Below are 15,121 nucleotides of genomic sequence, written 5' to 3' on the forward strand. Positions count from 1 at the left end.
GTCTGCTCCTATCGTTTGGCCTGCCAGATGCGTTGCTGATAATCGCGGATAGAACGGTCGGCGCTGAACATGCCGACCCGCGCCGTATTCAGTAACGTGCGGCGCGTCCATTCATCGGTATTACGGAACAGCGTATCGACCTGTTTTTGCGCCTCGCAATAGGCCGCAAAATCGGCCAGCACCAGATACGGATCACCGCCGTCGAGCAGGCTGTTGAGCATCAGATCGAAGGCTTTCTTGTCGCCATTGGCATAAAAGCCGCTGGCCAGTTCGTCGAGAATGGCTTTGAGATGTTTGTCCTTTTTCACCAGCGCTTTCGGCTTGTAGCCTTTTTTCAGCTGCGCTTTTACTTCATCGACGGTCAGGCCAAAGATAAAGATGTTGTCCTCGCCGACTTGTTCGGCAATTTCGACATTGGCACCATCCAGCGTTCCGACGGTCAGCGCACCGTTCAGCGCCAGTTTCATATTGCCGGTACCGGAAGCTTCTTTGCCTGCGGTAGAAATCTGCTCGGAGACATCCGCCGCCGGGATCATCAGTTCAGCCACCGACACGCAATAATCCGGGATGAATACCAGTTTGATACGATCGGCGACGATCGGATCGTTGTTGATCTTCTCTGCCACCAGATTGATCGCATAGATGATATTTTTGGCGAGGTAATAGCCGGGCGCGGCTTTTGCACCGAACAGGAAAACACGCGGCACGATGTCGAGTTTCGGGTTATCGCGGATCTGGCGGTACAGTGAAAGAATGTGCAGAAGATTGAGATGCTGACGTTTATACTCGTGCAGGCGTTTGATCTGCACATCGAAAATCGCGTCAGGATTGAGCCGGATCCCCATGCGCTGCCAGACGTATTCCGCCAGCCGCACTTTATTGTCGTGCTTGATTTTGCGGTACTGCGTGCAGAATTTTTTGTCTTTGACGCCGTCTTCCAGACCTTTCAGCAAATCCAGATTGTTCACCCAGCCGTCGGTTTTCAGGCGTTCGTCAATCAGCGCGGACAGCGCCGGATTGCACTGTTTCAGCCAGCGGCGCGGCGTAATGCCGTTGGTCACGTTGTGGAATTTCTGCGGCCAAAGCTGGTGATATTCCGGGAACAGATCTTTGACCACCAGATCCGAATGCAGCGCCGCCACGCCGTTAACCGCAAAACCGGCAACCACGCAGAGGTTTGCCATACGCACCTGTTTGTCGTGATGCACGGCAAGCTTCGCCCAGACAGCCTCGTCACCCGGCCATTCTTTGCTGACCCGTTTCTTAAAGTTGGCGTTGATTTGTTTAATGATCTGGAAATGGCGCGGCAGCAGGCTACGCACCAGACGCTCGTCCCAGGTTTCCAGCGCTTCCGGCATCAGCGTGTGGTTGGTGTACGCAAACGTACGGCTGGTGATGTGCCATGCGTCATCCCAGCTCAGCTGATGCTCGTCGAGCAGCACGCGCAGCATTTCAGGAATGGCAATGGTCGGGTGCGTATCGTTAAGCTGGATGACTTCATAATCCGGCAGTTCGCTGATTTTGCGGCCAAGAAAATGGTGACGCCGCAGGATATCGGCCACCGAGCAGGCGCACTGGAAATACTGCTGCATCAGGCGCAGCCGTTTACCGGCCTGATGGTTGTCATTCGGGTATAACACTTTGGTGAGTTTGGCGGCGTCGACGCCTTGTTGTTCCGCTTTCAGAAACTCGCCGTCATTAAACTTTTCGAGATCAAACGGATGCGGATGCGTGGCTTCCCATAAGCGCAGCGGCTGCGTGATGCCATTGCGATAGCCCATCACCGGCAGATCCCAGGCTTCGCCACGCAGCGTAAATTCCGGTTCCCAGCGCGAAACACCTTGCTCATTTTTCACGACTTTACCGCCGACGCCGACGCTGACTGCCAGCGAACTGTTATGGCGAAACCATGGATATTCGCTGCGGTGCCAGTCGTCCGGCGACTCTTTCTGTTTGCCGTCAACAAAACGCTGGCGGAATAAACCGTACTGATAGTTCAGGCCATAACCGATACCGGGTTGCCCGACCGAGGCCATCGCATCCAGATAACAGGCCGCCAGCCGTCCCAGTCCGCCGTTGCCCAGCGCCGGATCGATTTCCTCCTCCAGCAAATCAGTCAGATTGATATCAAACGGCTGCAGCGCACTGGCAATTTTTTCGTACCAGCCGAGGTTAATCAGATTGTTACCGGTAAGACGCCCGACCAGAAATTCCATCGAGATGTAGTTAACGTGGCGGGTAATTTTTTTGCTTTTACCGCTGACGGTATCATTTTGCGGAGGAAGTTGTTCGGCGACGGCAGCACTGACTGCGTGCCACCACTGATGCTGAGTCATATCTGAAGCTGAAGTGAGTCCGAACGCTTGCCACTGGCGGGTGAGCGCCGCCAAAAAAACATCCTGCTTAAACGTGATCTTCGACATAGGGCAGTCTCTTTTCTGTCTGAGGGGACGGAATGCTTCCGTGAGAAAAAGTGTGATCGCGATATCTATGTATAAACCCTATGCTGGAAAAATGCTCACTGCGGGGATGAGGAAAAATGCATGAAATCATGTCGAAGGGATGGGGCGTTGCCATTAAAACCCCCTCCCCGCCTCCCCCTTCGCAGGGGGAGGAGCAAAAACTCGATCGGCTCCCTCCCCTGCGAAGGGGAGGGTTGGGGTGGGGTTTTAATGGCATCTCAATAGCGATTATTTCTGCCCGTAATACGCATCCGGCCCATGCTTTCGGCTGAAATGTTTTTGCAGCAGGTAATCATCCATCGGGGTTTGATTACGGCGGATGGAGCCGGTGATCCACGCCATTTTCGCGACTTCTTCCAGTACTACGGCGTTGTGTACTGCCTGTTCCGGCGTGGTTCCCCAGCAGAACGGACCGTGCTGGGCGACCAGAATGCCGGGCATATGCAGCGGGTCGATACCGGTCAGCGCAGCGGCGATCACCTTGCCGGTTTCCAGTTCATATTCCCCGTTCACTTCGTGGCGCGACAACGGCCGCGTGCAGGGAATGGCTCCGGCAAAATAATCCGCGTGCGTGGTGCCGAGCGGCGGGATCGCCACTCCGGCCTGCGCCCAGGAGGTTGCGTAAGTCGAATGGGTATGCACGATGCCACCAAGCTGCGGGAAACGGGCGTAAAGTTCGAGATGCGTGGCGGTATCTGAAGAGGGTTTGTAATGCCCTTCCACGACCTCACCTTGCAGGTTCAGCACTACCATGTCGCTGGCCTGCATTGTCTCGTATTCCACGCCGCTCGGTTTGATGACCACCAGCCCGCGCTCGCGGTCAATGCCGCTGACATTTCCCCATGTGAACGTCACCAGACCAAAAGCCGGCAGCGCCATATTAGCTTCAAATACGCGTTGTTTCAGTGCCTCCGTCATGCCATTTCCTCCATGTTCAGCCCGGCTCTTTGCATTTTATCCACCACCCAGGCGCGGGCATTGCGCACTTCCTGCATCGGGTCGGCGGCAGTTTCGCTCCACATTTCGATCAGATACGGCCCGCGATAGCCGCTTTTTTGCAAGGTTTCAAAACAGCGCTCAAACTCCACCACGCCGCTGCCAAACGGCACGTTTTTAAATACGCCGGGCTGCGTGTCTTTAATATGCACGGCGACGATGTGCCCTGCGCCGCTCGCCAGTTCCATCTGCACGTCGTTATCCCACGCCGATAAATTGCCAATGTCAGGATAAAGCTGGAACCATGGATTGTTCAGGTAATGCGTGTAGCCGAGCGCTTTGCTGATCGAGTTCATCAGCGGGTAATCCATGATTTCCATCGCCAGCGTCACCTGCGCGCGGCTGGCCATTTCGACGGACTCCTGCAAACCTTCACGAAAACGCTCGCGGGTATGATCGTTGGCCTGCTGGTACCAGACGTCATAACCGGCGAGCTGGATCACGCGGATGCCCAAGTCCTGCGCCAGCACGATGGCTTTACGCATGATTTCCAGCCCGTGATTGCGGGTTTCATCGTCTTCTGCGCCGAGCGGGAACCGCCGGTGTGCGCTCAGGCACATCGACGGAATACGGATGCCGGTACGCGAAATCGCATCGACGACCTGCAAACGCTGCTCACGTGACCAGTCAAGCCGCGCCAGCCGGTGGTCGGTTTCATCCACCGACATCTCAACGAAATCGAAGCCCAGCTCTTTCGCCATGGTCAGGCGTGCCAGCCAGTCTTCGCCCGCGGGCAGGGCTTTTTCATAGATACCGAGCGGAACGGCTTTGTGCATCATGTGATATTCCTTAGCCCCAGAGCTGGCGGATGGATTTTTTGAACTGACGCGCCGCATCAACCGGATCTTTGGCATCGCGGATACTGCGCCCGGCAATAAATACGTGAACCGGAATGTCTTTAAACAGCGGCAAATCTTCCAGCGCCAGACCGCCTGTGATCGTCACTTTAAAGCCCATGCCGGAAAGGCGTTTGATTGCGGTGATATCGGCATCGCTCCACGCCACACCGGCAGCCTGTGCGTCACGGCTGCGGTGATAAACCACCTGCTGGATACCGGCGTCATGCCATTCCTGCGCCTGTTCCCACGTCCAGTAACCGGTCAGTTCAATCTGCACATCGCCGTTGAATTCCTTCGCTACTTCCAGCGCGCCTTTGGTGGTGTTGATGTCGGCGCAGCAAATCACCGTTACCCAGTCGGCATTGGCTTCAAAACACATGCGCGAGAGTATTTTTCCGGCGTCGGCGATTTTGGCATCGGCCAGCACGATTTTCTCCGGATACAGCGCTTTAAGATCTCGCACCGCGCGCACGCCTTCTGCGACACACAAAATGGTGCCGACTTCAATAATGTCGACTTCACTGGCGATCAGGCGCGTGGTTTTGTAGGCATCGTCCATCGACTGGTTATCCAGCGCCACCTGCAACATCGGTAATGAATGAGTCATATTGAATTCCTTCTCTGATAACGAATTAGTGAACCGCCGTGGCGGAGGTCAGGTCGATCAAATCCAGCACCTGTTGCGCGGTAGTACAGGCGCGCAGGCGGTCAAAATTGGCTTCATCATCAAGCAGGTTCACCACCTGCATGATGCCCACTTCCTGATGTGCATTGGCATCCACCGCCGCCAGCGTAATAAGGATATCCACCGGATCGTTATCCTCATGATTGAACACCCGTGGCGTTTTCAGTGTCACCAGCGCAAAACCGGTTTTGAGAACCCCTTCTTCCGGGCGGCCATGCGGCATTGCCAGACCCGGCGCGATCACGAAGTACGGCCCGAACTGTTTCACGCCATCCAGAATCGCCTGGTAATAACGCGGCTCGACCACACCGGCTTCCACCAGCATATCGACGCCAATTTTCACGGCGTCCTGCCAGGTTTCTGCTTCTGCGTTAAGGCGAATCGAGTTGTTTTCAGCCAGCGAATCTCGCAGTTTCATACATCGCTCCTTACTTTTTCAGATCAGCGGAAAAGTGCGCGTTAATCACTTCCATCACTTTCGGACCGAAGTCCGCCGCCGACAGCATGTTGCGCACGCCGACCACGTATTTGTTGCCACTGACGGTGATTTCATCCGCCACGTGTGTGGAGGCGACAATAATGTCGGCGCCGCTCAGCTCAGATTTGTATTCCCCCACCGCGCAGCTGTTCATGGTGTGATCCACGCCTTCCTGGGTCAGGAACTGGCCGATTTTCATCTTCATGATCATCGAACTGCCCTGCCCGCAACCGCATACCGCCAGAATTCGTACTGTCATGAGAACCTCTTTGTTTGGTGATAAATCATTTATGAGAAGTCATTAGTGAGAAACGGACTGATTAAGCGTTTGTTTTTCAGCATCTTCTTCAGCACGCAAGGTGCGACCGGCGAAGAACATGTAAAGCAATGCGATGACCGCGATGACGCCCATAAAGGCCATGCCGAGGCTGAAGAAGCCCTGCATCATTGGCGGTGCCAGAATTGACCAGTCGGCCATGCCCATCCAGGCGCTCAGACCGGTGAGTTTGATGGCCCAGACGCAGCCAAAGATTTCGATCATCCCCATCACCAGACAGATTTTCAGCGCCGCGCGCCAGCCACCGAAGTGGTTGGCAAACACGCCGATGGTAGCGTTGGAGAAGAACATCGGGATAAAGCCGGGAATGATCATGATGGAAGAGCCCATGCCAAACAGAATGGCGACGGCAATCAGCTGGCCGATGGTGCCCCACATAAAGCCCCAGACCACGGCGTTCGGCGCAAAGCTGTAGATAGCCGCGCAGTCGATGGCCAGAACGGCACCGGGAATTAAGCGCTGGGAGATGCCGTTAAAGGCTTCGGTCAGTTCAGCGACGAACATGCGCACGCCCTGAATGATGATGAAAATCGCCACCGCAAACATCAGACCGGTTTGCAGGATGTAAATCGTCCAGTGAGTTTTTCCGGCCATTTGTTGCAGCGTATCGAGGCCAAAAGAGCACAGAATAATGCCGAAGAATACGGTCATCACGATGGCAGTAGAGACGATATTGTCGTGGAAGATATTCAGCCAGCCCGGCAGTTTAAGGTTTTCTACACTGTCTTCTTTTTTACCGAGATACGGCGCGACCTTACAGGCAATCCACGAGGCGAATTGCTGCTGATGACCAATCGAGAAGCCGCTGTTTTCGGTCACGGCCTGCGTCGGTTTGTACATCATGTTCGAGGTGATTCCCCAGTACAGCGACACCAGAATTGCGGTTGACCAAATGGTCGTCCACATCGGGTAGCCCATGATGAAGAAGAACACCGCAATCAGCCCCGCCTGCTGAAACATAATGTGGCCGGTCAGCATGATGGTGCGAATGCCGGTAATGCGGCGGAACACCACCATCAGAATATTCAGCGCCAGCGCGATCAGCACCGCATATCCGACCCAGCTGTAGGCCTCGCCCATGCGCTCAACCGTGGCCATCATCGACGCATAGGTGTCTGATATTGCGCCGTTAATGCCATACACTTCTGAAAGTTTTGCCACCACCGGTTTAAAGGTACCGGTCAGAATGCCGGATCCTGCCTGCAGTAACATAAAGCCGATAATGGTTTTGATGGTGCCCTTGATGATCACCGTCGCGCTCTTCCTGAGCAGGATGTAACCGAGCATGGTCACAAGCCCCAACAGCAACGGCGCGTTGGTCATAACCTGATTAAAAAATACGGTGAAGATGGTGTAGAGGAATTCCATAAGACTCTCCGTCTGACCTTGTTTGATCTCTTCAGCACGTTTGTATAGCAAACTCCGCGCTAAACAGTGAGGGACAGATGCACTCTAATGCTCACATCGAATCAGATAAAGATTCATAATGATTATTTGTGAGCAGTCTCGCAAGATATCGTCATGATGTGTCATTGCCACCGCAATGAAAATTCTTATATTTACTATGCATTTCAATATGATAATCATTTAAACAAAAACGGATATCTCGCTAAATCCATACATCTTCATCCGATCCTGTCGCTATCCCCGCTGAGAAACACATCCTGAAAACCATTGTCATGATGAGTTTTCGATGATAACTTTCTTACAAACAAATCATATATAATCATTAAATGATTCATTATGACGCTACTTCAAAGCCAACTCAGATGAGGGAATACCATGAGCAAAGTAGAAACGATCAGCCGCGAGTCCTGGATCCTCAGCACTTTTCCGGAATGGGGCACCTGGTTAAACGAAGAAATCGAGCAGGAAAAGGTCGCGCCAGGCACCTTCGCCATGTGGTGGCTGGGCTGTACGGGGATCTGGCTGAAGTCTGAGGGCGGCGCAAATATCTGCGTCGATTTATGGTGCGGCGTGGGCAAGCAGAATCACAGCAGTCCGCTGATGAAAACCGGCCACCAGATGCAGCGCATGGCCGGTGTGAAGAAGCTCCAGCCGAATCTGCGCACCACGCCGTTCGTTCTCGATCCCTTTGGGATCAGGGAGATCGACGCGGTGTTGTCCACCCACGATCATAACGATCATATCGATGTGAACGTGGCCGCCGCTGTCATGCAAAACTGTTCTTCTGAAGTCCCGTTCATCGGCCCGCAAACCTGCGTGGATTTGTGGATGAACTGGGGCGTGCCTGCCAGCCGCTGTATCGTGATGACGCCGGGCAAAGTGATACGGATCAAAGACGTGGAAATTCACGCTCTGGATTCCTTCGACCGCACGGTGCTGATTACCCTGCCCGCAAACCAGAAAGCCGCCGGCGTATTGCCGGATATGATGGATCAGCGTGCGGTGAATTATCTGTTCAAAACGCCGGGCGGAAACCTGTATCACAGCGGCGATTCGCACTATTCCAACTACTACGCCAAACACGGCAACGAGTATCAGATTGACGTGGCGCTCGGCTCTTATGGCGAGAACCCGCGCGGCGTGACCGACAAAATGACCAGCGTGGATATGCTGCGCATGGCGGAATCCCTGAACACCAAAGTCGTTATTCCGTTCCACCACGACATCTGGTCGAATTTCCAGGCCGATCCGCAGGAAATCCGTGTGCTGTGGGAGATGAAAAAAGATCGCCTGAAATACGGCTTCAAACCGTTTATCTGGCAGGTTGGCGGTAAATTCACGTATCCGGATGATAAGGATAACTTCGAGTATCACTATCCGCGTGGCTTTGACGACTGCTTTACGACAGAAACCGACCTGCCGTTTAAATCCTTCTTATAAATACCCGTCATACTTCAAGTTGCAGATGCGTTGACTGCGCTCACTCCCCCCGGTCACTTAGTTAACTAAGCTCCCGGGGCTTCCTGAGCTTGTCGCCTTGCTGCAACTCGAATTATTTAGGGTATTGATTGAGGCCGATTAATTTGCGTCTTCATAAACAATGCATTTCGCATTACTGCTCGTTTATAATCATGGAATAATCATTTAACGATTTGCCCGGAGCCACCATGACTGAGCCACAACGCCACAATGCTATTCTCGATCTGCTGCAACGTCAGGGGCAGATTTCCGTCGCTGATGTGATTGATCAGTTTGATATTTCACCCGCTACAGCGCGTCGTGACATCACCAAGCTCAACGAACTGGGCAAACTGCGTAAAGTGCGTAACGGGGCGGAAGCTGTGAATCAGCCGCGTCAGAACTGGACGCCGCTGAACATCCATCAGACGCACAATCTCAATGAGAAAATGCGCATCGCCAAAGCGGCTGCCGGACTGTGCCAGCCGGGTGAAAGTGTGGTGATTAACTGCGGGTCGACGGCATTTTTGCTGGGGCGGGAAATGTGCGGGAAAGACATTCAGGTCATCACCAATTATCTGCCGCTGGCCAATTATCTGATTGAGCAGGAACACGACAGCGTGGTGATCATGGGCGGTCAGTACAATAAAAGTCAGTCAATTACCCTGGCGCCACAGGACGGCGACGCCAGCCTGTATGCCGGGCACTGGATGTTCACCAGCGGCGCAGGACTGACCACCGACGGCCTGTATAAAACCGACATGCTGACGGCGATGGCCGAGCAGAAGATGCTGAATTATGTCGGAAAACTGGCGGCACTGGTCGATAGCAGCAAAATCGGCCAACGTGCAGGTATGCTGTTCAGCCGCACCGAGCAAATCGATGTGCTCATCACCGGCAAAGAAGCCAACAGTGAAATCATCGAACAATTACGCCAGAAAGGTGTGCAGGTGATCCTCGTTTAATGCTTAACCCTGCTTTTCGTCTGGTCTTAGTCGCGCAATTATTGGGTAGAATAGCGGCATAACCTTTTATGAGGCACGACCAGAATGGAACAATTTGAAGCAATCAGCGTTGAACAAGCGCATACCCGCCTGACTTCAGGCGAAGCCGTGATGGTCGATATCCGCGACCCGCAAAGCTTCGGCGCAGCACATGCCCCGGGCGCTTATCACCTGAGCAACGACAGCCTGCCCGCCTTTATTCAGCAGGCCGATGCCAAAACGCCGGTACTGGTGATGTGCTATCACGGCATCAGCAGCCGTGGCGCCGCGCAATTCCTGATTTCTCAGGGTTTCGAGTCGGTGTACAGCGTTGACGGCGGTTTCGAAGCCTGGTCAAAAACCTTCCCGCAAGATATCGAAGCCTGATCCCACCTTTATTTGCCTCCGGCGCAGGCTATAGTCTTTATTAACTGGGTCTTTATAAACCGGGTCGTTTTAACCCAGGTCTTTATAACCAGGCTAATGAGTTTGCGCCGAAAATGTTCTTAAGCTGAAAAAGCTACCTTTCTCCAGTGTTGATATAATTTCTGCCTACTATCGACAGGATTCCAAGATGAAACATCTGAACACTTCACGTTCTTTAGGGATGCGTACGCTCGCCGTTCATGGCGGACAGCAGCCCGATGCCCTGACCGGCGCGATTGCGACACCTATCACCGCCGCATCGGCATTTTCGTACCCGGACTTTGACAGCGGCGCACGTCGTTTCAGCGGTGAAGAACCCGGTTATATTTACAGCCGTTTCGCCAATCCGACGGTGGCCGTTTTCGAACAGAAACTGGCGGCACTCGAAGGCGCAGAAACCGCCGTGGCCTGCGCAAGTGGCATGGCGGCGATCAGCGCCACATTGTTTGCCCTGCTGGTTCCCGGCGATGAAATCATTCATATCGGCACGCTGTACGGCGGCACCGAAGGTGTGGTGCGCAACCTGTTGCCGCGTTATGGCATCAAACCGGTTCACGTCACGAATGTGAACGAACTGGAAGCGGCATTCACCAAAAATACCAAAGTGGTACTGGTGGAAACACCGGCTAACCCGGGGCTGGATATCGCCGATCTGGCAGAAATTGCCCGCCTTGCCAAAGCCGCCGGTGCAGTCAGTGTGGCGGATAATACGTTTGCCACGCCGTACCTGACGCGCCCGCTGGAACTGGGCATTGATATCGTTCTGCATTCCGCGACCAAATACATCGGCGGTCATGGCGATGCGACCGGCGGCGTGGTGGCCGGTCCTGCGGCATTGATCACGCCAATCCGCACCCTGGGCCTGAAACAGTTCGGCGGAAATCTGAGCCCGTTCGAAGCCAGTTTGCTGATCCGCGGCCTGAAAACCTTGCCGCTGCGCGTCGAGGCCAGTTCTCTGAGCGCGCAGGCAGTTGCGGAATTCCTCGACGGGCACAGCGCAGTAGACACCGTGTTTTATCCGGGACTGAAACAGCATCCGGGTCACGCTACGGCATCTAAACAAATGAAACTGTTTGGCGGGATTATGGCCATTGAGCTGAAAGGCGGGCTGAACGCGGCACGGACTTTCCTCGATAAGCTGAGCATCATCACGCAGGCGGTTTCTCTGGGAGACACCGATTCGCTGGCCTGCCATCCGGCGTCCACCACGCACAGCGCCGTCGCGCCGGAAATCCGCCGTCAGAGCGGTATTACCGACGGACTGGTGCGCATCAGTATTGGTATTGAAGACACCGAAGACCTGATTGCGGACCTGCAACAGGCGCTGGAAGGATTGTAAGCAAACAGGTAATTAACATGCCAGTTTCTGTCAGTATTCTGGCGAAAACTGGCATTTATCGCCAGAATACTGGCGATTTCCCTTCCATCGGTCAGGGTAGTTATTTCTTAAGATTTCATCAGATACTGATCCATCTCACACCCGCGTTATTTTTTTGTTCACTACTGACGGTACAGCATTCCTAAATTCCCCTCCTTTACCTGTCTGACGTTATAATCGACTTCCTTCACGCTGACAGATAAGGTATTGCCCTAAAATGACGGCAGCAAATCAAACAATTAGGGAAACCGCTTAACGCTATGGTGCGCATTCTAAATCTGAACAATCCCCGCCTCGCTCAGGCGTTTGTCGATTACATGGCAACGCAGGGTTTTACACTGACCATAAAACTTGAAAGTCAGGAAGTTCAGCTCTGGCTGGAAGACGAATCCCGTCTGGAAGAGGCCGAAAAACAGGTCGCGTTGTTTGTCCGCGATCCGCTGCACCCGCGTTATCAGGAAGCCAGCTGGAAAACCGGAAAAGCGCAGCCGCATTTAAAAATGTCGCACACCCCGTTTCTTAAAAGTCTGCGCTCCCGCGCGGGCCCGCTGACCATCGGCATGATTGTGTTATGTCTGGCGGTGTTTATCCTGCAACAAATGGTGGGTGACGAGTTAGTGATGAGCTGGCTGGCGTGGCCGGACAGTTCGCGCGTCTTCCAGGTGTGGCGCTGGTTCACGCCTGCCCTGATGAATTTCTCGTTTATCGCGTTACTGATTAACCTGGCCTGGTGGTGGTATCTGGCCAGCCAGATTGAGATGCATCTGGGCAGCGGAAAATTATTCACTGTCACACTGATTTCTGCGTTAATCAGCGGCTGGGGCCAGTCGATGGTCAGCGGCGTCTGGTTTGGCGGACTGTCGGGCGTGGTGTACGCGCTGATGGGTTACGCCTGGCTGAGCGGGCAACTGAAACCGGAAAGCCGCTTGTACGTGCCCGGCGGATTACTGGTTATTTCTCTGATCTTTATGTTCATCGGTTATGCCACAGGTGGCGCAGCCGTGGCTAATGCCGCACACGCCTTTGGCCTGGGTCTGGGTCTGGTGATGGCATTTGTTGATACGCGCACTCCGCGCAACAAAAAAAGTAAGTAGGGGATCCGGGTGAAACAAACACAACGCCATGATGCGATTATCGATTTAGTCCGCCAGCAGGGTTATGTCAGTACCGAAGAGCTGGTGGAGCATTTTGCAGTCAGCCCGCAAACTATTCGCCGTGATCTCAACGACCTGGCCGAACAGAATAAAATTCACCGTCACCACGGCGGTGCGGCATTACCGTCGAGCTCGGTGAATGCGGCGTATAACGACCGTAAAGTGATGTGGTCAGAAGCGAAAGCGAGAATTGCCGCGCGCGTTGCCAGCCAGATCCCCGACGGTTCGACCTTATTTATTGATATCGGCACCACGCCGGAAGCCGTGGCACATGCGCTGCTGAATCATAAAGACCTGCGTATCGTCACCAATAATCTGAATGTCGCCACGCTGTACAGTGCCAAAGATGACTGCCGTCTGTTTCTTGCCGGCGGCGAAGTTCGCGCCCGTGATGGCGGGATCATGGGTGAAGCGACGCTCGATTTCATCTCTCAGTTCCGCCTCGATTACGGCATTCTCGGCATCAGCGGCATTGATATGGACGGCTCATTGCTCGAATTCGATTATCACGAAGCGCGCACCAAGCGTGCGATTATCGAAAACTCGCGCTGCGTCATGCTGGTCACCGACCATTCTAAATTTGGCCGTAACGCCATGGTTAACCTCGGTAAAATGGATTTAATCCATTACATGTTTACCGACAAACAGCCGCCGGACAGTGTAAAAAGCATTATCGATAAATACGACGTTCATCTCGAACTCTGCTAATTGTTGTTTTTTTGAGGAGCGCGAATGCCGCGCTCCTGGTTTTCTTCTCCCTCCTCTCTTCTCTTTCAAACGAACAATTTCGAAAAATTCCACGCTTCACCGCGTTCGGTTTCGTTCCCTCTTTGCCTTTATGCTCGAAACCGACACAAAAATGTTACCTTCATCACGCATAATTGTTTTTATTTGGTTAACGCTTGGCTTGTTTGTCGATTCTCGATTACAATCATGAGCGAAAACGAACATAAAAGAGCTATTGCGAACATCTGGAGGAAGATGACGTGGAAACCAAAGACTTGATCGTAATTGGTGGCGGTATTAATGGTACCGGCATCGCAGTAGATGCAGCTGGCCGCGGGCTGTCTGTTCTGCTGCTTGAAGCGCAAGACTTGGCCTGCGCGACCTCTTCGGCCAGTTCGAAACTGATCCACGGTGGCCTGCGCTATCTGGAACATTACGAATTCCGTCTGGTCAGCGAAGCGCTGGCTGAACGTGAAGTGCTGTTGAAAATGGCGCCGCATATTGCTTTCCCGATGCGTTTCCGTTTACCGCATCAGCCGCATTTGCGTCCGGCCTGGATGATCCGCGCCGGTCTGTTCCTTTACGACCATCTGGGCAAACGCACCAGCCTGCCGGCCAGTAAAGGCCTGAAATTCGGCAGTGAATCCGTGCTGAAACCCGAACTGACCAAAGGTTTTGAATATTCAGACTGCTGGGTGGATGACGCGCGTTTAGTGGTCGTCAACGCTCAGGAAGTGGAAGAGCGTGGCGGCGAAGTCCGTACCCGCACCCGGGTGACCCGCGCATGGCGTGAAGACGGCATGTGGATGGTGGAAGCCGAAGATATCGACACCGGCAAAACCTATACCTGGCGCGCCAAAGGTCTGGTGAATGCTACCGGTCCGTGGGTAAAACATTTCTTCGACGACGGCCTGAAGCTGAAATCGCCTTACGGTATTCGTCTGATCAAAGGCAGCCATATTGTGGTGCCACGCGCGCACAATCAGCCGCAGGCCTACATTCTGCAAAACGAAGATCACCGTATTGTGTTTGTGATCCCGTGGATGGATGAATTCTCGATCATCGGCACCACCGACGTGGAATATCACGGCGATCCGAAAGACGTGAAAATCGACGATAAAGAAATCGGTTATCTGCTGAAAGTGTATAACGACCACTTTAAGAAACAGCTGACCACCGAAGACATCGTCTGGACTTATTCCGGCGTGCGTCCGCTGTGTGATGACGAATCTGATTCACCGCAAGCCGTAACCCGCGATTACACGCTCGATGTTCACGATCAGGACGGCAAAGCGCCGCTGCTTTCTGTATTTGGCGGCAAGCTGACTACCTACCGTAAACTGGCGGAACACGCGCTGGAAAAACTGGTGAAGTACTATCCGAAAGCCGGTCCGGCGTGGACCAAAACGGCCGTATTGCCGGGCGGGAAACTGAACGGCGACCGTGATACCTACAGTGCCAATCTGCGCACCCGCTTCAAATGGTTACCGGAATCACTGGCACGCCGGTATGCACGGACTTACGGCAGCCAGACGGAGCTGTTCCTGAATGACGCGACCAGCCTGGAATCGCTGGGCGAAGATTTTGGTCACGGGTTCTACGAAGCGGAACTGCGTTACCTGGTGGAAAAAGAGTGGGTTTCACAGCTTGATGATGCTATCTGGCGTCGTACAAAACTCGGTATGTGGCTGGATAAAACTCAGCAACAGCGCGTCGCCGAATGGCTGGAAACACACAAACAGCAGAAGAAACATTTGTCGCTGGCATCTTAAATTAGTTAGCTCCTCCCCCT

At 53.7% G+C, this 15,121-nt stretch carries 14 protein-coding genes; 7 read left to right on the forward strand and 7 right to left on the reverse strand.

Annotated features, from left to right (window positions below; translation table 11 throughout):
- Positions 1–8: 8 nt before the first annotated feature.
- The 7 genes from malP to ulaA form a co-directional block, all read right to left on the reverse strand.
- On the reverse strand, positions 9–2,423 hold the full coding sequence (gene malP / locus ACJY2G_RS15585) for a maltodextrin phosphorylase (RefSeq protein ID WP_439291915.1): 2,415 nt from the start codon (positions 2,421–2,423) through the stop codon (positions 9–11).
- Positions 2,424–2,690: 267 nt separating this feature from the next.
- Positions 2,691–3,380 (reverse strand): L-ribulose-5-phosphate 4-epimerase, encoded by a 690-nt coding sequence (locus ACJY2G_RS15590; RefSeq protein WP_430320429.1) that lies wholly within the window; start codon positions 3,378–3,380, stop codon positions 2,691–2,693.
- Positions 3,377–4,237 carry an L-ribulose-5-phosphate 3-epimerase gene (locus ACJY2G_RS15595; protein ID WP_430320430.1) on the reverse strand — a complete coding sequence of 287 codons (861 nt, stop codon included), beginning with the start codon at positions 4,235–4,237 and terminating at the stop codon, positions 3,377–3,379. Before ACJY2G_RS15595 ends, ACJY2G_RS15590 begins: the two co-directional genes overlap by 4 nt.
- A 10-nt stretch (positions 4,238–4,247) precedes the next feature.
- Complete coding sequence (locus ACJY2G_RS15600) at positions 4,248–4,904, reverse strand: 3-keto-L-gulonate-6-phosphate decarboxylase UlaD (protein ID WP_113877216.1); 657 nt, start codon at positions 4,902–4,904, stop codon at positions 4,248–4,250.
- A gap of 25 nt (positions 4,905–4,929) precedes the next feature.
- On the reverse strand, positions 4,930–5,400 hold the full coding sequence (gene ulaC, locus ACJY2G_RS15605; RefSeq protein ID WP_430320431.1) for a PTS ascorbate transporter subunit IIA: 471 nt from the start codon (positions 5,398–5,400) through the stop codon (positions 4,930–4,932).
- 10 nt (positions 5,401–5,410) lie between these two features.
- Complete coding sequence (ulaB, locus tag ACJY2G_RS15610) at positions 5,411–5,719, reverse strand: PTS ascorbate transporter subunit IIB (RefSeq protein ID WP_013573565.1); 309 nt, start codon at positions 5,717–5,719, stop codon at positions 5,411–5,413.
- A gap of 42 nt (positions 5,720–5,761) precedes the next feature.
- Positions 5,762–7,165 (reverse strand): PTS ascorbate transporter subunit IIC, encoded by a 1,404-nt coding sequence (gene ulaA, locus ACJY2G_RS15615; protein ID WP_113877219.1) that lies wholly within the window; start codon positions 7,163–7,165, stop codon positions 5,762–5,764.
- Positions 7,166–7,579: 414 nt separating this feature from the next.
- Between ulaA and ulaG the strand changes: the two genes are divergently transcribed.
- The 7 genes from ulaG to glpD all read left to right on the forward strand — a co-directional run bounded on the left by ulaG (position 7,580) and on the right by glpD (position 15,101).
- A complete protein-coding gene (gene ulaG, locus ACJY2G_RS15620) occupies positions 7,580–8,644 on the forward strand; it encodes an L-ascorbate 6-phosphate lactonase (RefSeq protein WP_430320432.1) in 1,065 nt (354 codons plus the stop codon).
- A 227-nt stretch (positions 8,645–8,871) separates the two neighbouring features.
- Positions 8,872–9,627: an HTH-type transcriptional regulator UlaR gene (gene ulaR, locus ACJY2G_RS15625; protein WP_113877221.1), complete on the forward strand. Its 756-nt coding sequence runs from the start codon at positions 8,872–8,874 to the stop codon at positions 9,625–9,627.
- 84 nt (positions 9,628–9,711) lie between these two features.
- Positions 9,712–10,032 (forward strand): thiosulfate sulfurtransferase GlpE, encoded by a 321-nt coding sequence (glpE, locus tag ACJY2G_RS15630; protein WP_120162637.1) that lies wholly within the window; start codon positions 9,712–9,714, stop codon positions 10,030–10,032.
- Between the two features lie 187 nt (positions 10,033–10,219).
- A complete protein-coding gene (locus tag ACJY2G_RS15635) occupies positions 10,220–11,410 on the forward strand; it encodes a trans-sulfuration enzyme family protein (protein WP_112291919.1) in 1,191 nt (396 codons plus the stop codon).
- A gap of 299 nt (positions 11,411–11,709) precedes the next feature.
- Positions 11,710–12,543: a rhomboid family intramembrane serine protease GlpG gene (gene glpG, locus ACJY2G_RS15640; RefSeq protein ID WP_439291916.1), complete on the forward strand. Its 834-nt coding sequence runs from the start codon at positions 11,710–11,712 to the stop codon at positions 12,541–12,543.
- 9 nt (positions 12,544–12,552) lie between these two features.
- A complete protein-coding gene (locus ACJY2G_RS15645) occupies positions 12,553–13,311 on the forward strand; it encodes a DeoR/GlpR family transcriptional regulator (RefSeq protein ID WP_112291926.1) in 759 nt (252 codons plus the stop codon).
- 278 nt (positions 13,312–13,589) lie between these two features.
- Positions 13,590–15,101: a glycerol-3-phosphate dehydrogenase gene (gene glpD, locus ACJY2G_RS15650; protein ID WP_112291928.1), complete on the forward strand. Its 1,512-nt coding sequence runs from the start codon at positions 13,590–13,592 to the stop codon at positions 15,099–15,101.
- Positions 15,102–15,121 lie beyond the last annotated feature (20 nt).

It is taken from the genome of Rahnella sp. ATs2 (assembly GCF_051851855.1).
In the GTDB taxonomy this organism is placed as follows: Bacteria; Pseudomonadota; Gammaproteobacteria; order Enterobacterales; family Enterobacteriaceae; genus Rahnella; species Rahnella variigena.